Raw genomic sequence first — 18,072 nt, 5'->3', positions numbered from 1 at the left:
CGCGCCCTCAGAGCGCGGCTTCGGCCTTCAGTGCCGGCCAGTTGCGGGTGGCGTCCACATCGCAGGCTACATGTGTGCCCTCGCCATCCTTCGCGCAGATCGCTGCCATGGCCTGCGGGATCTTCGGGTCGGCGGTGTGCGAGTACACCGCTGCCAATGCCAGGCACCCTTCGCGGACACCGGCGCCGCACAGCGTCTCGAAGTAGGGCAGCGACGCGGCCCATTTCTCGGCCTCGAACAGCGCTTCGCCGGCAACCTTGCAGCCCAGCAGCTTGCCCTCGGTGCAGCAGGCCTTGGCGCCGTCCTTGCGTGCCAGGGTGGGGCAATCCAGTGGCAGCGGGATCTCCACAAACGCCACCGGCGGCGTGCAGCTGGCATTGTCTGCGGCGGGCTTGCGCTCGTAGTAGGCGAAGCGGTTGCCGCCGTCGACGCTGGCGAGGTTTCCGTTCTTCAGCGGTTGCAGCACGAAGTCGCTGCCGACATCGGGACGGATGAGGATGCGGCCGTCCTGCAGGCGCGCGCGCAGGCGCTGGTCGCGGCCCTCGGCCTCAACCAGGCCGCCATCGAGGAAGCGCAGCTGCGAGAGCACACCGTACTCGGCTTCATAGCTCCCACACGGCAGCGCAGTGGCCGGCACCGGAGCCAGTGAAGCGACCGGCGCAGCGGCCAGGCTGGCAAGCGCCTTGGCGCGGCCGCAGGCCACGCCATCGGCGCGTTGCGCGCACGACAGCTGCAGCGCTTCGTGGGCCTGCAACAGGCGCCCGCCACTCCACAGCACCTCGGCAACGTCGGCGCAGAAGGTCTCGCCGTGCTGCTGCCGGCACAGTGCGGCCAGCTCATCGAGCTGCGCGGACGGCAACACGGGATCAACCGAATGCTGCAGCCCGAGCAGGGACTTGCCGATCATCTCCAGCCCGACCACCTCGGCGATCGCCCTGCAGCCCTCGGCGTTGAAGGACGCGGAATCCTCCTTGCAGATCTCCGGCTTCGGCGGCTCGGCCCGTGCAGGCGCCGGGGCAGCGTCCTTGGCCTGCTGCTGGTAGGTCTCCAACAGCTGGGAGCAGGCCGCGCCCACGCCCTCGACGCACCAGGCGTGCAGCTTCACCGGTGCGGCCTCTGGCAGCGCCTCCAGGCACTCGGAGGTGTTCATCACGCAACCGTCCTCGACGGGCTGCGGCATCGTCTTGCAGGCGGCGGCGTGCTCACGGGTGAACTCGCGATAGGGCGTGCTGATCGTGCGGTCGTTGTCCGAGAAGTACCAGTTTTCCAGCTGGCCCGTGGAGAGGTTGCCGGTACCGAGCACGTCTTCCTGGCGGGCGATGCGCAGCTCCTCGGTGGCCTGGTAGGGGCCGGACAGGAAGGCGTGGCCTTCGCTCTCGATGGTCAGCGTGATAGTGCCGTCGCTGTCCTTGTAGGTGCCGCAGGCCATCGATTGCGCGGCAGCCGGCAGGCTGGCCGAGGCCAGTGCGAGCAACAGCAGGGAGCGCCAGCCCGCAGCGCGGAGGCGGAGGGAAACAGCAGCAGGCATGGGGTCATCCTTGAAGGAGGCAAAGCAGGACCTGTCCGGTGCAGGGCGCACCACAGGCAGGAGAAGACGCCACGCGTCAGGCGTGGCGCCGGAAGGTCAGAGCCAGTCGCGCGGCACCAGGTAATCGGCCAGGCGTGCCTCGGCGCTGCCCGCTTCCGGACTGAAGCCGTACTCCCAGCGCACCCGCGGCGGCAGGCTCATCAGGATGCTCTCGCTGCGGCCACCGCTCTGCAGGCCAAACAGCGTGCCGCGGTCGTAGACCAGGTTGAATTCCACGTAGCGGCCGCGACGGTACAGCTGGAACTCGCGTTCGCGCTCGCCGTAGGCGGTGTCCTTGCGCTGCTGCACGATCGGCAGGTAGGCATCAAGGAAGCCATCGCCGACCGCACGCAGATAGTCGAAATCGCGCTCGAAGTCGCCGTGCAGGTCGTCGAAGAACAGGCCGCCGACGCCGCGCGTTTCATTGCGGTGGCGCAGGAAGAAGTACTCGTCGCACCAGCGCTTGTGCGCGGCATAGCGTTCTTCGCCGAACGGGGCGCACAGGTCGCGCGCGACCCGGTGCCAGTGCTGCACGTCCTCGTCGAACGGATAGAACGGGGTCAGGTCGAAGCCACCGCCGAACCAGCTGGCCACCACTTCGCCGTCGCGCTGCGCCTGGAAGAAGCGCACGTTGGCATGCGTGGTCGGCACGTAGGGGTTGAGCGGGTGGAACACCAGCGACACGCCAGTGGCACGCCAGGAGGCGCCAGCCAGTTCCGGACGGTTGGCCGAGGCCGATGGCGGCAGGCGGCTGCCAGCCACGTCGGAGAAGCCGATGCCGGCCTGCTCGAACACCGCACCGTCGCGCAGCACGCGGGTACGCCCGCCACCGCCCTCGGCACGCTGCCACAGGTCTTCCTGGAAGCGGGCCTGGCCATCGACGGCCTCGATCGCCGCACAGATGCGGTCCTGCAGGTCGGTGAGATAGGCGCGCACGCGCTCGAATTCGTTCATGGCGCGTACTTTACCGCAGGGCCCGCCCGAAGCTGCGGACAGGCCCTGGCCGGCTCAGCGCTTGCGGTTGGAGTTGCGCGGCGCCGGAGCGTCGTCCTCGGCTGCCTCGTCAACCGCCTTCTGCAGAGCACCACCCAGCGTGATCAGCTCCCAGTTCTGGGTGCCGAGCACGTCGCAGGCCACATGCAGGCCACTACGGTCGGCCTTGCACAGCTGCTCCAGGGTTGCCCGTGCGTCCAGTTCCGCGCCGTTGCCCTGCGCGGTCACCAGGTTCTCGCACCCTTCGCGCACGCCGGCGCGGCAGACCGTGGTGTAGTGCTCGGCAGCCTGCAGCCAGTTCCCGGACAGCGCAAGGCGGTTGCCGAGAATGTTGCAGCCCTGCAGCTTGCCCTGCGCGCAGCAGGCTTCGGCACCGCCCTCGTTGGCCAGCGCCATCGGGCAATCCTGCGGCAGTGGCAGCACCTTGAACTGCTTCGGTGCACTGCACCGGGTCGGGCCCTCGCCGGTGGGGACGAACACCTGGAAGCGGGTCCAGTTATCCAGGCCCAGCAACTGGCCGCCGGGCAGCGGGCGCAGCACGAAGTCGCCGTCCCGGTCGTGGTGGATGCGGATGTCGCCCGCTTCGACGCGTGCGCGAAGATGGCTGCTCCAGCCAACGCCAACCAGGCCGGCATCGCCGAAGTCCAGCGTGTCCATCAGGCCGCCGTCGGACCGGTAGTTGCCGCAGGGCAATGCAGTTGCGGGCTGCGGTCGCAGCGATGCGCCCACTGCCTGCAACGCCGGCAGGCGCTCGCAGGTGGCGGTGTCATTGCCGGGGGTGCAGGCTGCAGTCAGGGCCTGCACCGCCTGCTGGGGATCTCCCGCGTCCCAGGACAGCTCAGCCACGCGGGTGCAGAAGCCGCCGTGCGCTACCTCGCGGCACAACCGCAACAACTGTTGCCGCCGCTCAGCTGGAATGATCACCGGCACGGTCGGCGCCGTCATCGTCACCATGGCTTCGGTCATGGCGGCCGTCATCGCGGCCTTGACCAGCTGCTCCTGCACTGCCGGGTCGGCCTCGAGTGCGGCGGCACACGCCGGGGTTCCCTGTTCGAAGCCACCGTAGTCACAGGCGGCGGGGAGTTTGATGCCGGACAAGGCGGCGTCGAGCGCTGCCTTTGCCAGGGCGGGATCGGCCTCGACCGTGGGTTTGGCCTCCTCGTGCCAACGATCGGCCAGTTGCAAGCACATGCCGGGCACGCCTTCCCGGCACCCTGCTTCCAGCGCGGCCGGGGTCGCTTCGCGACGGTTGTCCAGGCACGCGGCCGCATCGGCCAGGCAGCTGCCATCAGCTGGCGTGGCGGCTGCGGCGCACTGTGCGGGGGCCTGCAGGAGGTAGACCGTGCCATCCACCTCGACCGTGCGGCCACGATCGCGCACCTGCAGCGCGCTGGGCAGGCCGTACTCCAGGTTCACCAGCTGCAGCTTTCCGTCGATCTGCTGGAACGCGACCGGAGACGGCGCACTGCCGAAGTGCTTCTGCTCGCCGCGGTTGGGTGAGCTGATGCGCAGCGTGCTGCTGCCTTCATCGGCCTTGAACAGGCCGCATTGCGGCGATTGTGCGGCAGCCATCGGCGCGGCCAGCAGCAACGCCCAGGCCAGCCAGCGGCGGCGCGGTGCGGGTGAATGCATGTCGTCTCCTTGACGATCGAACGGGAAGCTCCTGGCGATACGGCGAACCCTGGCCCTCGCGCGGGGGCGTGCATTGTGCCGTGCCGGGCACGAGCTGGTAACGCTGGTAGGCCGTCTGGTTGTCCATGCCGAGCAGGTCGCCATTGCCGAGCTGGCGCAGCACAAGGGTTTCGCCGTTCTGCTGCAGCTGGACGGCGCCTTCGTGCAGGCGGGCATGCGCGCCATCACCGAAGTCGAGCATGTCGATCACGCCACCGTAGGCCTGATAGCGGCCGCACGGCACCCGCTGCAACGGCACCAGGCGCAGGTCGGTGCCGAGTTCACGCAGCGGTGCGGTACGTCCGCAGGCACTGACGCGGCCTGCATCGCAGACCACCTGCAGGGCCTGCACTGCCAACGCAGGTTCCAGCGCGTTCAATTGCTGAGCGGCCACTTCCACGCAGAAGCGGCCACTGCGGTGCTGCAGGCACCGCTGCTGCAGCTGATCGCGTGCAGCGGCCGGAAGCGGCGAATCCAGTGTGTCTTCGTCTTCCTGCAGCAGGCGTTGATTCACCCGCTGCATGGCGGCAGCCAATGCATCATTGGTCAGCGCCTCGCAGGCCTGCGGGTCATGCCCGGGCGTGTGTTCGCGGCAGGCAGGTGGGCGATCAAAGCCCGTGGCACCGACGTCGTCGGTGGCCTTTGCTGGGCTGCCATCCCGCAGTTGTCGCAGCAGCGCCGAGCAGCCCGCGCCAACGCCTTCGCTGCACGCGCGCTGGGCCTGGCTGGGCGAAGCCGCGGGCAGCTGCGCAATGCAGTGGCTGCCGGCGGCGCGGCAGCTGCCGGCAATCGCGGCGGGTTCGCTGGCGCAGTCCCGGGACTGGCGCAGCGTGTAGACCACCACAACCTCGTCTTCGATGCGCTGCCCATCGGCACTGATCTGGACCGGCAGCGCCACGCCATCGTCGAGCATGACCAGGCGGGCCTGCGCCGCACTGCGATCGACCCAAAGCGGCTCCGGCTCGCTGCCGTCGTCGTGGCGGTAGCCGGTGCTGGGTGATGTGAATATCAGCGCCATGCCACCGTCGGTGCTGCGGTATTCGCCACAGCGCAGCGCATCGGCGGCGGCAGGCAGCGCGGCGAACAGCAGCAGCGCGGGGAGAAGGGTCAGCAAGCGCATGCGACGGTCCTTGTCGTGCGGGAAAGGGGTGTGGCTCAGTGGAAGCGCGAGCGGATGTCTGGTCGCAGCAGGCGCCAGGCCAGCCAACCCTGCAGGCCGAGGAGTACGAATGACATGGCCACCATGGTCAGCGTGATCAACCAGCGTTTCAGATGGAGTTCCTGTTGCAGGACGGCGTCGTCGGAGAGAAACGGGATGACGTCGCGCATGAACACGTCCAGCCATCCGGCGATCGCAAAGTTGGTCAATGCACTCATCAGCAGGATAGCCACAAAGCTCCACAGGCCCCAGCTGCGCTCGCGTAGCAGTCCCCAGCTGGCCAGCGTCGAGGCAAGGCACAGCAGTGCGACGATCATCGACGCGGCCACCGGATGCGCCAGAAGCCAGATCAGGCTGTGCAGGTGCTGGAGTTGCACTTCCCTCTCAACCAGGTGCCAGATCGGAAGGTTGTGCAGCGGCCACAGCAGCAGTCCCTGCATCACGAAGTAGACCGTGAGCAGCAGTGACAGCCAGAACGAGGCGTGTGCGATCGGGCGCACCCAGGCGTGATAGGTCGGTTGGACCAGCGAAGGAATCGGCGGGATCGACATTGACATCCGGTGTCCTTGCAATCGGTGCCCGCGCGCTCAGCGGGCCGTCAACCGGGTGGCGACGGCCGGCAGGATATGGTGTTCGCTCAGCGGTGCCAAGGGCAGGCCGTTCGGTGGCTGCAGCGGCACCCAGGCCAGTTCGGCGATCTCCGCGCGTGCCTGTGGCATGCCGTCCACCTGCACCCACCAGCCCTGGGCCTGCACGCGGTGGCCGGGCTCGTTCACCGCCCAGTCCTGGAACGTGCCCAGCGCGATGGCGGTCTCGACGCACAGCTGCACACCGAGTTCCTCGTCCAGCTCGCGGGCCAGCGCCTGCAGCGGCGTTTCGCCGGGTTCGGGTTTGCCGCCCGGCTGGATGAAACGGTCAGCGCCGTGCTTGCGCACCACCAGCGCCCGGCCGCGGTCATCCAGGATGACCGCGGCCACGATGTGGATCGTGGCCGCGGCGTTGCTCACTTCAGGTTCTGCTCGAACAGCTTGAGGATGCGCTTGTACTGGTCCAGCCAGGAATCGGCGCGGACGTAGCCGTGGCGCTCCAGCGGGTACGGAGCGATCGACCAGTTGTCCTTGTGCAGTTCGATCAGGCGCTGGGTCAGGTTCACCGAGTCCTGGAAGAACACGTTGTCATCCATCATGCCGTGGGCAATCAGCAGGTTGTCCTGCAGGTTCTGCGCGTACTCGATCGGCGAGGACACGCGGTACGCCTCCGGATCGATGTCCGGAGTGTTGAGGATGTTGCTGGTGTAGCCGTGGTTGTACTGGTGCCAGTCGACCACCGGGCGCAGCGCGGCGCCGGCCTTGAACGTGCCCGGCGAGCGGAACAGGGCCATGAAGGTCATGAAGCCGCCGTAGGAACCACCGTAGATGCCGGCATGGTCACGGTCACCCTGCTGGGTGTCGACCAGCCAGTCCAGGCCATCCTTGTAATCTTCCAGTTCCGGGTGGCCCATGTTGCGGTAGATCGCCGTACGCCAGTCGCGGCCGTAGCCCTCGCTGCCGCGGTAATCCATGTCCAGCACGATGTAGCCCTTCTGCACCAGCAGGTTGTGGAACATCTGCTCGCGGAAGTAGGCCGGGTAGCGCTGGTGCACGTTCTGCAGGTAGCCGGCGCCGTGCACGAACATCACAATCGGGTACTTCTTCCCCGGTTCCTTGTTTTCCGGTTCGTAGTACTTGGCCCAGACCACGCCGGCACCATGCTTGGACGGCACTGCCACCAGCTTCGGCTGGATCCACTGGCGCGCCTTGTAGTCGGCAGTGCGGGTGTCGGTCAGCACGCGGGCCTGGCCACCGGTGCTCGGCAGCACGGCCAGCTGCGGCGGCAGGTAGGCGCCGGAGTAGCGCACCAGCAGCTGCTGGCCGTCCGGCGACAGCGAGAAGTCTTCCACGCCGTTGAGGCTGGTCAGCTCGCGCACCTGGCGGCTGCCGGTGTCGATCGCGCAGACTTCGTAGTCATGCGGGGCCTGCTGGTTGCACAGGAAGTAGAAGCCCTTGCCATCGGCCGACGGCACCGGCGCCGAGGTTTCCCACTTGCCGCTGGTCAGCGCCTGCGGCTTGGCGGTGCCGGCCTGGGTGTACAGGTGCGAGAAGCCCGATTCCTCCGACAGCAGCCACAGCGTGCGGCCATCGGCCATCCAGCCGAAATCATTGAAGCCCCAGTTGATCCAGCCGTTGTCGGTCAGGCGATGGCGGTTCTGCACGCGGCCATCGGCAGCGTTGACGCTGATGATCCAGCGGTCCTTGTTGTCGTTGGCACGCAGCATCACCGCGGCCTGCTGGCCGTCGGCGCTCCAGCGGATGCCACCGCCCATGAAGTCGCTCATCACCTGCACGCTGCGGTCGCCCTTCAGCGCATCCTTGCCGGCCTTGCGGCGCAGCTCGGCCAGCGGGTCGGTGGCGATGCCGGGCAGGCTGGACAGCGAGACCTTCTCGGCTTTGCCGGTGCGCACGTCCACGTACCACAGGGTGTGCGGCTCGAAGCCGTTACGGCCGACGCGGGTGCGGGTGTCTTCGGTTTCCTCGTAGCCCGACTCGGTCACGTACAGCGGCATCTTGCCGCCGCGGCCGTCATCGAAGTCCTTCGGCTTGGTCACCACGATCAGGTGGGTCAGGTCCGGCGACAGCACGCTGTCGGCGATCTCCACGTCGGTGCCCAGGTACACCGGGCCCGGCGCGCGGGTCGGGTCGGCCTGGCGCCAGCGCTGGTCCTGGTCCTTCAGTGCTTCGCGCTGGTCGCGGTCGCGGCGCAGGGTTTCCAGCGTGCGCAGCTGCTGGTCACGCAGCACGTCGGCCTTCGGCGGCGTGCGCGGATCCTTCTCGGCCTTCAGGCTGGCCACCTGCTGCACGCCGCTGGCGGCGGTCCAGTGGAACCAGTTCTGGCCAACGCGCCAGATCACGCCATTGTCGGCAGCAAAGTTCACGTTGCCCGCGCGCTCGTTGCTGCGGGTCAGCTGGGTCAGCGCGCCGCTGCGCAGGTCGCGCACGAACACGTCGCCATTGCGGACGAAGGCGCTGCGGCTGCGGCTGCGGTCGTAGACCGGCTCGGCCACGTCCAGGGTGCCGCGCTGGTCATCGGCCACCTGTGCGGCCACGCCACCCGCCACCGGCTGGCGGAAGGTATCGCGCACCGGGCTGCCGCTGCGCTTGAGCTGGTATTCCACCTGCTGGCTGTTCCACGACCACCAGGCCTTCTCGACCGGCGGACCGATCCAGTCCGGGTCGGCCATGGCCTGTTCGATGGTGATCGGCGTCGGCGCGGCATGCGCAGCCGGTGCGGCCAGCACGGCCGACAGCAGGAGGGACAGGGGCAGCACTCGGGACATGGGCGGACGGCACCAGAAGAGGAAACCGGCCAAGCGTAGCAGCCGCAAGGGCCCGGGGCAGGGGCCACAGGTCATGGCGGCGGGATTGGCAAAGTGGTGCAACCGGTTGCCGTGGTCGCGCATCCATTCTCCTGAACCCGCATCATCCACCGAACAGGAGCCCGACCATGCAGGAACTGATCCCGATCACCCTCTTCATCTGCATCGCCTACGCGATCCATGCCATTGCCGATGCGCGCGCGCGCAGCAAGCTGGTGGCCCCGCACGTGCCGGAGGAAGTGATCCGCTCGTTGGCCGTGCTGGAAGAAGAGCGCCGCCGCCAGGGCGCGCTGCGCTGGGGCATCAGCCTGGTCTGCCTGGCCCTGGCCATGGCCCTGCTGGAAGCCATCGGTGCCCGTGACCTGACCTTCGGCGCCGCCGCCGCGCTGGTCGGCAGTGCTGGCCTGGGCCAGCTGCTGGCCTGGCACTTCACCCGCCCCGCCGCACGCAAGGGCTGAGCCGGCGCATGCCACGGGCACAGGGGGCGCCCCGCAGATGAGCCTGCTCGGCGAAGCATTGTCGGCACTGCGGGGCCGTCGCCGCCACGATGCAGCAGCGGCGGCACCGCCCGCCGAGCCGCTGGACGCGGACCAGGCCCTGGTGCGGGCCATCATCGACGGTTCGCAGGCGGCCTTCGCGCAACTGGTTGAAACCCATCAACGCACCTGCGCGCATGTGATCGGACGCATGGTCGGCGACCGCGACCAGGTCGCCGACCTGCTGCAGGAGACCTTCCTGGCCGTGTTCCGCCAGCTGCACCGGTTCCGCTTCGAATCCTCGCTGCGTACCTGGGTTTCGCGGGTGGCCTACACCACCGCGCTGCAGCACCTGCGCCGGCGGCGGCTGGAGGCGCAATGGATGGTGGCGGTGGAGGTGCCGGAGGAACTGGGAATCGGCGATGAAGGACCGGGGCCGGCTGAACTGAACGAGGCGCTGCAGGCGGGGCGCCATCTTGGCGTGGCGCTGGAGCGGTTGAGTGCACCGCAGCGCCTGATCGTTGGCCTGCACTACCTGGAGGACTTCGACCTGGTCGAGATCGAGCAGGTGACCGGGCTGGCACGCGGTACCATCAAGAGCCACCTGCACCGCGCGCGCCAGGTCCTGAAGCAGGAACTGACGCGGCATGCCGCCGCCGGAGAACTGCTGTGAGCCCATCGACCGACCCTCGCGATGCGGAAGAACGCGCGCTGGCGCAGGCGTTGCGTGAGCAGACACAGCAGGAAGAAACGCCGGATGTGAGCGAGGCGCTGCAGAAACGCATTGCCGCTGAATCGCGCGATAGTGGCGTGGGCTATGTGGTGGTGCAGGTGGTGTTGTTGGGGGCGTTGGTGGCGGCGGCTGTCTGGTATTTCTGGCACTGAGGCACCCTCCGGGCGGTGGGCCGCTCCAGTCGCTGTTGGTAGATGCCGACCTTGGTCGGCGTCTGGGCGTGTGTGCCAACCAAGGTTGGCAGCTACCAGAACGGTTGACCCCTGCGACAAAGTGAAGCAGCGCGTCACCCGGTCGCATCCCACCTTAACGAAATCCTCCTAAAGTGGTCCGGTATCCCACCGGTCACAGGCAGGAGGCGTCCCTTGGACGCGTTGTTGTTGTCCAGGATCCAGTTCGGATTCGTCATCAGTTTCCACGTGTTGTTCCCCGCCTTCACCATCGGTACGGCCAGCTGGCTGGCCTTCATCGAATGGCGGTGGCTGCGCACGAAGTTGCCCGTGTGGCGCGAGCTGTATTTCTTCTGGCAGAAGATCTTCGCCGTGTCGTTCGGCATGGGCGTAGTCAGCGGCATCGTCATGGCCTTCCAGTTCGGCACCAACTGGCCACGATTGAGCGAGGTGGCCGGTACGGTCATCGGTCCGTTGCTGACCTATGAGGTGCTGACCGCGTTCTTCCTGGAAGCCAGCTTCCTCGGCGTGATGATGTTCGGCTGGGGCCGGGTCTCGCCGCGCCTGCATTTCTTGTCCACCTGCATGGTGGCGCTGGGCACGCTGTTCTCCACGTTCTGGATCCTGTCGTCCAACAGCTGGCTGCATACGCCGGCCGGCTACGAGATGGTCAACGGCATTGTGCATCCGGTGGACTGGTGGCAGGTGGTGTTCAATCCCTCGTTCCCCTATCGCCTGGCGCACATGGCGCTGGGTTCGTTCATCACCACCTGTTTCGTGATCGGTGGCGTCGGCGCGTGGTACCTGCGCAAGGGCACGCACGTGGAAGCGGGGCGGCGCATGCTGGTCGCAGCGGTGGCGTTCGCCGCACTGACCGTGCCGGTACAGATCTTCGTCGGCGACATGCATGGCCTGAACACGCTCAAGCATCAGCCGATGAAGATCGCGGCGATGGAGGCGCATTGGCATGAAACCCAGGAAGGTGAGGGCGTACCGCTGGTGGTGTTCGCGCTGCCGAACGAGAAGGAAGAGCGCAACGATTTCGAAGTCGCCATCCCGAAGCTGGGCAGCGTGATCCTCACCCACAGCCTGGACGGCACCTTCGATCCGCTCACCTCGGTGCCGGCCAGCGAGCGGCCGCCGGTGACGCCGGTGTTCTTCGCCTTCCGCATCATGGTTGGGCTGGGCACGCTGATGCTGCTGCTGGCCTGGGTGTCGGCTTTCCAGCTGTGGCGCAGGAAGCTGCTGGATTCGCCGTGGCTGCTGCGCGGCTGGAACTGGATGCTGCCCAGCGGTTTCATCGCACTGCTGTCGGGTTGGTTCGTCACCGAGATGGGGCGCCAGCCGTGGGTGGTATATGGCGTGCTGCGCACCGCTGATGCGGTCGGCCCGCAGAGTGCGTGGATGACGGCGTTGTCGCTGGGTGTCTATGTGGTCGGCTATGCCTTCGTGTTCGGCTGGGGCATCTGGTACCTGGTGAAGATCCTGCGCCATGGGCCGCAGCCGTATGCCGAGGGGCCGTCGCTGGACCATGGCAGCCATACCCCGGCACGTCCGTTGTCGGCCGCCGATGAACCGCTGGAGGAGCGCTGACATGGACCTGATGACCTGGCTGCCGGTGGCGTGGTTCGCGGTGATCGGCTTCGGCGTGCTGATGTACGTGGTGCTGGACGGCTTCGTGCTCGGCATCGGCATCCTTGCCCCGTTCGCCGAGGACGAGGAACAGCTGGACCTGATGATGAACACCGCCGCGCCGATCTGGGACGGCAACGAGACCTGGCTGGTGCTCGGTGGCGCCGGCCTGCTGGCGGCGTTCCCGAAGGCGTATGCGGTGCTGCTGTCGGCGCTGTACCTGCCGGTGCTGCTGCTGGTGGTGGCGCTGGTGTTCCGCGGCGTGGCCTTCGAGTTCCGCTTCAAGGCGCATCGATCGCGCCGGCTGTGGAGCGTGGCGTTCGGCCTCGGTTCGTTGTTGGCCACGTTTGCCCAGGGCGTGATCCTCGGCACCCTGGTGCAGGGCATCCCGCTGGTGGACGGTGTCTATCAGGGCGGGCCGTTTGCCTGGTTCAGCCCGTTCGCGATGCTGACCGGTGCCGCGCTGGTGGCCGGCTATGCGCTGCTGGGCAGCACCTGGCTGATCCTGAAGACCGAAGGCCGCGTGCAGGCGCTGGCGCGGCAGATGACCCGGCCGCTGGTGGTGGCGGTGATCGCGGCGATGGGCCTTGTGAGCAGCTGGCTGCCGTTCCTCGATTCGCGGTTGATGGATCGCTGGTTCAGCGACGGCAACTTCTGGTGGCTGTCGCCGGTGCCGCTGCTGACCCTGGCGGTAGCCGCCGCGCTGTGGCGCAGTGCCACCCACCCGCGCCGTGACCTGCCGCCGTTCCTGCTCAGCCTGGCCCTGTTCGTGCTCGGCTTCCTCGGCCTGGTGCTGGGCATGTGGCCTTATCTGCTGCCACCGTCGATGACCTTGTGGCAGGCCGCCGCGCCGGCGTCGTCACTGGGCTTCACGCTGGTCGGGCTGGTCATATTGCTGCCGGTCATCCTCGGCTATACGGCGTGGTCCTACCGGGTATTCCGCGGCAAGGTGCACGCCGACACCGGTTACCACTGATCGATTGAAGACGGGGCCTGCCGGTGCCGGGCCCCGTGTTGGGAAATGTGAAACCTGCACACCCTGCGCGGGACGTGCTAGCGTGCGCTCCTTTCCGGCGGCCAGGGGGGCAGCCGGCGACGTCCTGGACGGACGCACGGCTGCAGGAACGGGGGGCCGCCGCGCGTCGCCGTAATGGCTCGTGCCTATCGTTCTCCCGTTGAAGCACCATCGCTAAATGATCGAATTCTCCATCGTCGACTGGGCTGCCTGGGCGCCCGGCCTGAGTGAGCGTAGCCAGTGGCTGGGCTGGGCCGATGCGCCGTACCTGCCGCACGGCGCGGACACGCCGGCGCTGGCCGAAGTGCCGGCGATGCAGCGCCGCCGCATCGAGCGGCTGGGCCGGATGGCGATCCAGGCCGCGTGCTGGTGCGAGGACGGGCAGGGCGCCGACAGTGACGTGCCGCTGGTGTTCGCCAGCCGCCACGGCGACGTGGCCCGTTCGATGGACCTGCTGGGCGCGCTGGTCGGCGACCAGCCGTTGTCGCCGACCGGATTCGGCCTGTCCGTGCACAACGCGATTGCCGCGCTGTATTCCATCGCCCGCGGCCACCGCGGCAACTACCTGGCGCTGGCGGCGGGCCAGGCCACGGTGGAGACGGCTTGCCTGGAGGCCGTCGGCCTGCTGGCCGACGGTGCCCGCGAGGTGCGGGTGGTGGTCTATGAGTCGCCACTTCCGGAAATTTACGCGACGTTCGCCGACGAACCCTACCCGTTCTTTGCCTGGTGCTGGCGCCTGACCGCCCCGGCAGAGGGCCGGCCGACGCTGTCGCTACAGTGGCAGCCGGCCGACGCCCAGGCCGGCACTGCGCCCGGCCTGCTGCCGCATGCGCTGGACCTGCACCGGTTCATGTTGTCCGGCGCGCCGGCGCTGGAACACGTGGCCCACGGCCAGCGCTGGCGCTGGAGCCGCCGTGGCTGAGCTGCTGCGCCGCCTCGACCATGCCTGGCGGGTGTTTGGCACCGGCCTGAGCTTTGTCGCATTTGGCCTGGGCGGCCTGCTGCTCGGCGTTCTGGTGATGCCGGTACTGCTGCTGATGCGCGACCCGGTGGTCCGCCGCCGCCGGGCCCGCCGCGTGGTCCAGGCCGCCTTCGCCAGCCATCTGCGGCTGATGCGCGGGCTGGGGGTGATGACCTACGAGATCGAGGGCGGTGAACGCCTGCAGCGCGACGGCCTGCTGGTACTGGCCAATCACCCGACCCTGATCGACGTGGTCTGCCTGATCTCGCTGCTGCCCAACGCCGACTGCGTGGTGAAGCGGGCCGTGGCCTGCAACCCGTTCATGCGTGGCCCGGTACGGGCCGCCGGCTACATCTCCAATGACGATGGCGCCGGCCTGGTCGATGACTGCGTGGCGGCGGTACATGCCGGCGGCACCCTGGTGATCTTCCCGGAGGGCACCCGCAGCGTGCCCGGGCAGCCGCCGCGGCTGCAGCGTGGGGCCGCCAACATCGCCGTACGGGGCCGCCTGGACGTCACCCCGGTGCGGATCACCTGCAGCCCGCCAACGCTGACCAAGGGGCAGAAGTGGTATCGTGTCCCCTCACGTCGCTTTCACGTTCGGCTGCAGATCGGCGAAGATATCCCGATCGCGCCATTTCTGGCCGAAGACGACTCGCCAAGGGGGGATGCCTTGGCAGCCCGTCGCGTCACCGAGCACCTTTCTCGTTATTTCGACCTGTCTGGAGATCCGAACCGTGCAAGCACTTGAGCACGAGATCAAGGAATTGATCATTTCCTCCCTTTCGCTGGAGGACATCACGCCGGAGGACATCGATCCGACCGCCCCACTGTTCGTCGAGGGCCTCGGCCTGGATTCGATCGACGCGCTGGAGCTGGGCCTGGCGCTGCAGAAGAAGTACGGTGTGAGCCTCTCGGCCGATTCGGAAGAAACCCGTCGCCATTTCTCCAGCGTGCGCGCGCTCGGCGAGTTCGTCGCCGCCCGCCAGTCGTAACGGTGCCAGGACCTGCCATGACCAAGAATGAACTGTTCGAACGCATCGTCAGCATCCTGACCGACAGCTTCGAGATCGAAACCGCCCGGATCACCCCGGAGGCCCGCCTGTACGACGACCTGGACATCGACAGCATCGACGCGGTCGACCTGATCGTTCAGCTGAAGCCGTTGCTCGGCCGCAACCTGCAGCCGGAAGCGTTCAAGGCCGTGCGTACCGTGCAGGACATCGTCGATGTGGTGCACAGGCTGCTGCCGGACCAGGCAGCCGCCTGACCGCAGCGCCGGCGGCTCCACCATGGCACGCGCACGCACGGTCGTGGTGGCTGCGATCTCGCTGGCCTACCCGGTGCTGGTGTACCTGGCGATGGGCCGCTTCGAGCCACGCTGGTTGTCGCTGCTGCTGTTCACCCTGGCCCTGCTGCGCGCGCTGAGTACGCGCCAGCCGCTGTGGTGGGCCGCGGCCGCCGGCACCGGCCTGCTGGCGGTGCTGGCCACCGTGCTCAACCAGGCCCTGCCGCTGAAGCTGTACCCGGCGCTGGTCAACGCAGTGATGCTGGCGGTATTCGGCACCAGCCTGCGTTTCGGCCCGCCGCTGGTGGAACGCCTGGCACGGCTGCAGGAACCGGACCTGCCCCCGTTCGCGGTGGCCTATACCCGCCGCGTCACCCAGGTGTGGTGCGGCTTCTTCGTTCTCAACGGCAGCCTGGCCCTGCTGACCGCGCTGTACGCGTCGGACCGGGTCTGGATGCTCTACAACGGATTGTTGGCGTACGTGATGATGGGCGTGTTGTTCGCAGGTGAGTGGCTGGTGCGGCGGCGGGTGAAGGCGGCGCACGCGCATGGCTGAGTGGATTGCCCTGGACCGGTTGCTGCTGGAGGCGCGGCCGCATCGAAGTGTTGGCGTCTGCGATGGCGAGGTGATCGACCACGCTCGCTTCCGCCAGCGCGTACTGGCCTGGCGCGCCGCGTTTGCGGCGGCCGCAGGCCGTGACTGGGCCCTGTATTTCGAGGATGCGGTGGCCTTTGCCGCTGCGTTGTTCGGTGCCTGGCATGCCGGCAAGCGGGTGTTCCTGGCTGCCGACAACCTGCCGGCCACGCTGCAGGCGCTGCAGCCGCAGGTGAGTGGTTTCGCAGGCGACGTGTCCGCCGATTATCGTCCGCTGGCGGCGCTGGACGCCGCACCGGACGAGGGTCTTCAGGCGCTGGACGAGCGCGCCTGCGAGCTGTGCGTGTTCACCTCCGGCAGCACCGGACAGCCCAGTGCGATCAACAAGCGCATGGACCAGCTGACGCGCGAGGTGGACGCACTGCAGGCTGCGTTCGGCACGCAGCTGGAAGGCGTGCAGGTGCATGGCACGGTGTCGCACCAGCACATCTATGGCCTGCTGTTCCGCGTGCTGTGGCCGCTGGCTGCCGGCCGCCTGATCCATCCACGCCGGTTCTTCCACGAAGATCTGGTGGGTGCGCTGGCCGGTACCGATACGGTGCTGGTCGCGACCCCGGCCCACCTCAAGCGCCTGCCCGAGCAGCTCGACTGGGCCAGCCTGCATGGCCGCCTGCGCGCGGTATTCTCCTCCGGTGGCCCGCTGCCGGAAGAAGCCGCACGCCAGGTGCGGCAGTGGCTGGGCGTGGCACCGACCGAGGTCTATGGCAGCAGCGAGACCGGCGGCATCGCCTGGCGCCGCTGGGACACCGACCTGCCGCCGTGGCAGCCGCTGCCCGGCGTGCAGTGGCGCATCGAGGAGGGCTGCCTGGCGGTGGCCTCCGCACATCTGGAAACCCCGGATTGGTGGCGTACCCAGGACCGCGTTGAAGCGTTGGCCGATGGCCGCTTCCGCCTGCTGGGCCGCGCCGACCGCATCGTCAAGATCGAAGAACGCCGCGTTTCACTGGATGCGCTGGAACGTGCGCTGCGCGAAGACGCCGAAGTGGATGACGTGCGCGTGCTGGTGCTGCCCGGGCAGCGCGAGCAGCTGGCCGCGGTGGTGGTACCGGCCGATACGACGCTGCTGGAGGGCGGTGAGGCCGCGCGCCGCGCGCTGGGCCAGCGCCTTGGCGCGCGCCTGGCGCAGGCACATGACGCGGTCACCCGGCCGCGCCGCTGGCGGCTGGTGCCGGCGCTGCCGATCAACGCACAGGGCAAGGTCACCCAGGCGGCACTGGCAGCGTTGTTCCAGCCGCTGATGCCGGTGCCGGTCTGGGATCACCGCGATGCGGCCAGCGCCACGTTGCGCATGACCCTCGACCCGGCGCTGCGGCCATTCCAGGGCCACTTCCCGCAGGCAGCGATCCTGCCCGGCGTGGCGCAGCTGGACTGGGCGGTGCGTTTCGGCCGCCAGGTGTTCCCGATGCCGGCAGCGTTTCTGCGCATGGATGCGGTGAAGTTCCAGCACGTGGCCCGCCCGGGTGATGAGCTGACCCTGCAGCTGGACTGGGATGCCACACGCAGCGTGCTGGCCTTCCGTTACACCTCCAGCCACGGTGTGCATGCCAGCGGCAAGGTGGTCTTCGCCGATGCGGACTGATCCGGCCGTTGCCGGTGCCGCGTTCGCGCCACTGGTGGTGATTCCCGTCTACGACCACGAGCATGCCATCGCGGCGGTGGTCGACGGCGTGCAGGCCGCCGGCCTGCCATGCCTGCTGGTCGACGATGGCTCGCATGAGGCGTGCGCGGCAGCATTGCGTTCGCTGGCACAGCGCCAGGGCGTCGACCTGCTGCGCCTGGACGTCAACCAGGGCAAGGGCGGGGCGATGCTGGCCGGTTTCGCCGAAGCTGGCGCGCGAGGCTACAGCCACGTGCTGCAGATCGATGCCGACGGCCAGCACGATACCCGCGATCTGCCACGCTTCATCGAAGCGGCGCGCGCCCATCCCGAGGCGGTGATCTGTGGCATTCCGGCCTACGACGCCAGCGTTCCCAAGGCGCGCCTGTATGGCCGCTACGCGACCCACATCTGGGTCTGGATCAACACGCTGTCGCTGCATCTGCGCGACACCATGTGCGGCTTCCGCGTGTATCCACTGCCGCCAGTGCTGCGCCTGGTCGGCGAAGAGACCATCGGCCGGCGCATGGATTTCGATACCGAAGTGATGGTGCGCCTGTACTGGCGGCACCTGCCGGTCGAGCACCTGGCCACGCGCGTGACCTATCCATCCGATGGCGTCTCGCACTTCGATGTGTGGCGCGACAACGTGCGCATCAGCCGCATGCACACCCGCTTGTTCTTCGGCATGCTCTGGCGCGCACCGCGCCTGCTGTGGCGCCGCCTGCGGGGGCAGCGCTGAA

Annotated in this window: 19 protein-coding genes; 12 read left to right on the top strand and 7 right to left on the bottom strand. The window is 68.2% G+C overall.

The window, feature by feature from the left end:
- Positions 1 to 7 precede the first annotated feature (7 nt).
- The 7 genes from R1L06_RS10960 to R1L06_RS10930 form a co-directional block, all read right to left on the bottom strand.
- Positions 8 to 1,528 (bottom strand): hypothetical protein, encoded by a 1,521-nt coding sequence (locus R1L06_RS10960; RefSeq protein WP_317217711.1) that lies wholly within the window; start codon positions 1,526 to 1,528, stop codon positions 8 to 10.
- 96 nt (positions 1,529 to 1,624) lie between these two features.
- Positions 1,625 to 2,521 (bottom strand): oxygen-dependent coproporphyrinogen oxidase, encoded by an 897-nt coding sequence (gene hemF, locus R1L06_RS10955; protein ID WP_253143657.1) that lies wholly within the window; start codon positions 2,519 to 2,521, stop codon positions 1,625 to 1,627.
- A gap of 54 nt (positions 2,522 to 2,575) precedes the next feature.
- Entirely contained in the window at positions 2,576 to 4,192 is a 1,617-nt protein-coding gene (locus tag R1L06_RS10950; protein WP_317217710.1) for a hypothetical protein, read from the bottom strand.
- Complete coding sequence (locus tag R1L06_RS10945) at positions 4,086 to 5,351, bottom strand: hypothetical protein (RefSeq protein ID WP_317217709.1); 1,266 nt, start codon at positions 5,349 to 5,351, stop codon at positions 4,086 to 4,088. The genes R1L06_RS10950 and R1L06_RS10945 overlap by 107 nt, the downstream gene beginning before the upstream one ends.
- 35 nt (positions 5,352 to 5,386) lie before the next feature.
- Complete coding sequence (locus R1L06_RS10940) at positions 5,387 to 5,947, bottom strand: hypothetical protein (RefSeq protein ID WP_049398641.1); 561 nt, start codon at positions 5,945 to 5,947, stop codon at positions 5,387 to 5,389.
- Between the two features lie 30 nt (positions 5,948 to 5,977).
- Positions 5,978 to 6,397: an NUDIX hydrolase gene (locus R1L06_RS10935; protein WP_317217708.1), complete on the bottom strand. Its 420-nt coding sequence runs from the start codon at positions 6,395 to 6,397 to the stop codon at positions 5,978 to 5,980.
- Positions 6,394 to 8,763, bottom strand: coding sequence for a S9 family peptidase (locus R1L06_RS10930; RefSeq protein ID WP_317217707.1), 2,370 nt, complete (start codon positions 8,761 to 8,763; stop codon positions 6,394 to 6,396). The genes R1L06_RS10935 and R1L06_RS10930 overlap by 4 nt, the downstream gene beginning before the upstream one ends.
- A 167-nt stretch (positions 8,764 to 8,930) precedes the next feature.
- Between R1L06_RS10930 and R1L06_RS10925 the strand changes: the two genes are divergently transcribed.
- The 12 genes from R1L06_RS10925 (at position 8,931) to R1L06_RS10870 (ending at position 18,071) form a co-directional block, all read left to right on the top strand.
- A complete protein-coding gene (locus R1L06_RS10925) occupies positions 8,931 to 9,260 on the top strand; it encodes a hypothetical protein (RefSeq protein ID WP_005414880.1) in 330 nt (109 codons plus the stop codon).
- Between the two features lie 37 nt (positions 9,261 to 9,297).
- Positions 9,298 to 9,951, top strand: a complete 654-nt coding sequence (locus R1L06_RS10920) for an RNA polymerase sigma factor (protein WP_317217706.1) — start codon at positions 9,298 to 9,300, stop codon at positions 9,949 to 9,951.
- Positions 9,948 to 10,163, top strand: a complete 216-nt coding sequence (locus R1L06_RS10915) for a hypothetical protein (RefSeq protein ID WP_125893349.1) — start codon at positions 9,948 to 9,950, stop codon at positions 10,161 to 10,163. Before R1L06_RS10920 ends, R1L06_RS10915 begins: the two co-directional genes overlap by 4 nt.
- 213 nt (positions 10,164 to 10,376) lie before the next feature.
- Positions 10,377 to 11,774 carry a cytochrome ubiquinol oxidase subunit I gene (locus R1L06_RS10910; RefSeq protein ID WP_317217705.1) on the top strand — a complete coding sequence of 466 codons (1,398 nt, stop codon included), beginning with the start codon at positions 10,377 to 10,379 and terminating at the stop codon, positions 11,772 to 11,774.
- Position 11,775: 1 nt separating this feature from the next.
- Positions 11,776 to 12,789, top strand: coding sequence for a cytochrome d ubiquinol oxidase subunit II (gene cydB, locus R1L06_RS10905; protein ID WP_010482330.1), 1,014 nt, complete (start codon positions 11,776 to 11,778; stop codon positions 12,787 to 12,789).
- 217 nt (positions 12,790 to 13,006) lie between these two features.
- On the top strand, positions 13,007 to 13,750 hold the full coding sequence (locus R1L06_RS10900) for a beta-ketoacyl synthase chain length factor (protein ID WP_317217704.1): 744 nt from the start codon (positions 13,007 to 13,009) through the stop codon (positions 13,748 to 13,750).
- Positions 13,743 to 14,540 carry a lysophospholipid acyltransferase family protein gene (locus R1L06_RS10895; RefSeq protein WP_006402207.1) on the top strand — a complete coding sequence of 266 codons (798 nt, stop codon included), beginning with the start codon at positions 13,743 to 13,745 and terminating at the stop codon, positions 14,538 to 14,540. Before R1L06_RS10900 ends, R1L06_RS10895 begins: the two co-directional genes overlap by 8 nt.
- Entirely contained in the window at positions 14,527 to 14,784 is a 258-nt protein-coding gene (locus R1L06_RS10890; protein ID WP_005411610.1) for a phosphopantetheine-binding protein, read from the top strand. Before R1L06_RS10895 ends, R1L06_RS10890 begins: the two co-directional genes overlap by 14 nt.
- A 17-nt stretch (positions 14,785 to 14,801) precedes the next feature.
- Positions 14,802 to 15,059 carry an acyl carrier protein gene (locus tag R1L06_RS10885; protein ID WP_006402206.1) on the top strand — a complete coding sequence of 86 codons (258 nt, stop codon included), beginning with the start codon at positions 14,802 to 14,804 and terminating at the stop codon, positions 15,057 to 15,059.
- Between the two features lie 22 nt (positions 15,060 to 15,081).
- Positions 15,082 to 15,633 (top strand): COG4648 family protein, encoded by a 552-nt coding sequence (locus tag R1L06_RS10880; protein WP_012512473.1) that lies wholly within the window; start codon positions 15,082 to 15,084, stop codon positions 15,631 to 15,633.
- Positions 15,626 to 17,311, top strand: a complete 1,686-nt coding sequence (locus tag R1L06_RS10875; protein ID WP_317217703.1) for an ApeI family dehydratase — start codon at positions 15,626 to 15,628, stop codon at positions 17,309 to 17,311. The genes R1L06_RS10880 and R1L06_RS10875 overlap by 8 nt, the downstream gene beginning before the upstream one ends.
- Positions 17,301 to 18,071 carry a glycosyltransferase family 2 protein gene (locus tag R1L06_RS10870; RefSeq protein WP_317217702.1) on the top strand — a complete coding sequence of 257 codons (771 nt, stop codon included), beginning with the start codon at positions 17,301 to 17,303 and terminating at the stop codon, positions 18,069 to 18,071. The genes R1L06_RS10875 and R1L06_RS10870 overlap by 11 nt, the downstream gene beginning before the upstream one ends.
- Position 18,072: the final 1 nt, after the last annotated feature.

It is taken from the genome of Stenotrophomonas mexicanensis (assembly GCF_032911605.1).
In the GTDB taxonomy this organism is placed as follows: domain Bacteria; phylum Pseudomonadota; class Gammaproteobacteria; order Xanthomonadales; family Xanthomonadaceae; genus Stenotrophomonas; species Stenotrophomonas maltophilia_A.
Note: the sequence above shows the minus strand (reverse complement) of the source record. Positions and strands in the feature narration are given on the sequence as shown.

Bases quoted from the DNA above. Each gene is read 5' to 3' on its own strand.
- R1L06_RS10960 (WP_317217711.1), bottom strand. From the start codon at position 1,528: ATGCCTGCTGCTGTTTCCCTCCGCCTCCGCGCTGCGGGCTGGCGCTCC.
- hemF (WP_253143657.1), bottom strand. From the start codon at position 2,521: ATGAACGAATTCGAGCGCGTGCGCGCCTATCTCACCGACCTGCAGGAC.
- R1L06_RS10950 (WP_317217710.1), bottom strand. From the start codon at position 4,192: ATGCATTCACCCGCACCGCGCCGCCGCTGGCTGGCCTGGGCGTTGCTG.
- R1L06_RS10945 (WP_317217709.1), bottom strand. From the start codon at position 5,351: ATGCGCTTGCTGACCCTTCTCCCCGCGCTGCTGCTGTTCGCCGCGCTG.
- R1L06_RS10940 (WP_049398641.1), bottom strand. From the start codon at position 5,947: ATGTCAATGTCGATCCCGCCGATTCCTTCGCTGGTCCAACCGACCTAT.
- R1L06_RS10930 (WP_317217707.1), bottom strand. From the start codon at position 8,763: ATGTCCCGAGTGCTGCCCCTGTCCCTCCTGCTGTCGGCCGTGCTGGCC.
- R1L06_RS10925 (WP_005414880.1), top strand. From the start codon at position 8,931: ATGCAGGAACTGATCCCGATCACCCTCTTCATCTGCATCGCCTACGCG.
- R1L06_RS10920 (WP_317217706.1), top strand. From the start codon at position 9,298: ATGAGCCTGCTCGGCGAAGCATTGTCGGCACTGCGGGGCCGTCGCCGC.
- cydB (WP_010482330.1), top strand. From the start codon at position 11,776: ATGGACCTGATGACCTGGCTGCCGGTGGCGTGGTTCGCGGTGATCGGC.
- R1L06_RS10900 (WP_317217704.1), top strand. From the start codon at position 13,007: ATGATCGAATTCTCCATCGTCGACTGGGCTGCCTGGGCGCCCGGCCTG.
- R1L06_RS10885 (WP_006402206.1), top strand. From the start codon at position 14,802: ATGACCAAGAATGAACTGTTCGAACGCATCGTCAGCATCCTGACCGAC.
- R1L06_RS10880 (WP_012512473.1), top strand. From the start codon at position 15,082: ATGGCACGCGCACGCACGGTCGTGGTGGCTGCGATCTCGCTGGCCTAC.
- R1L06_RS10875 (WP_317217703.1), top strand. From the start codon at position 15,626: ATGGCTGAGTGGATTGCCCTGGACCGGTTGCTGCTGGAGGCGCGGCCG.
- R1L06_RS10870 (WP_317217702.1), top strand. From the start codon at position 17,301: ATGCGGACTGATCCGGCCGTTGCCGGTGCCGCGTTCGCGCCACTGGTG.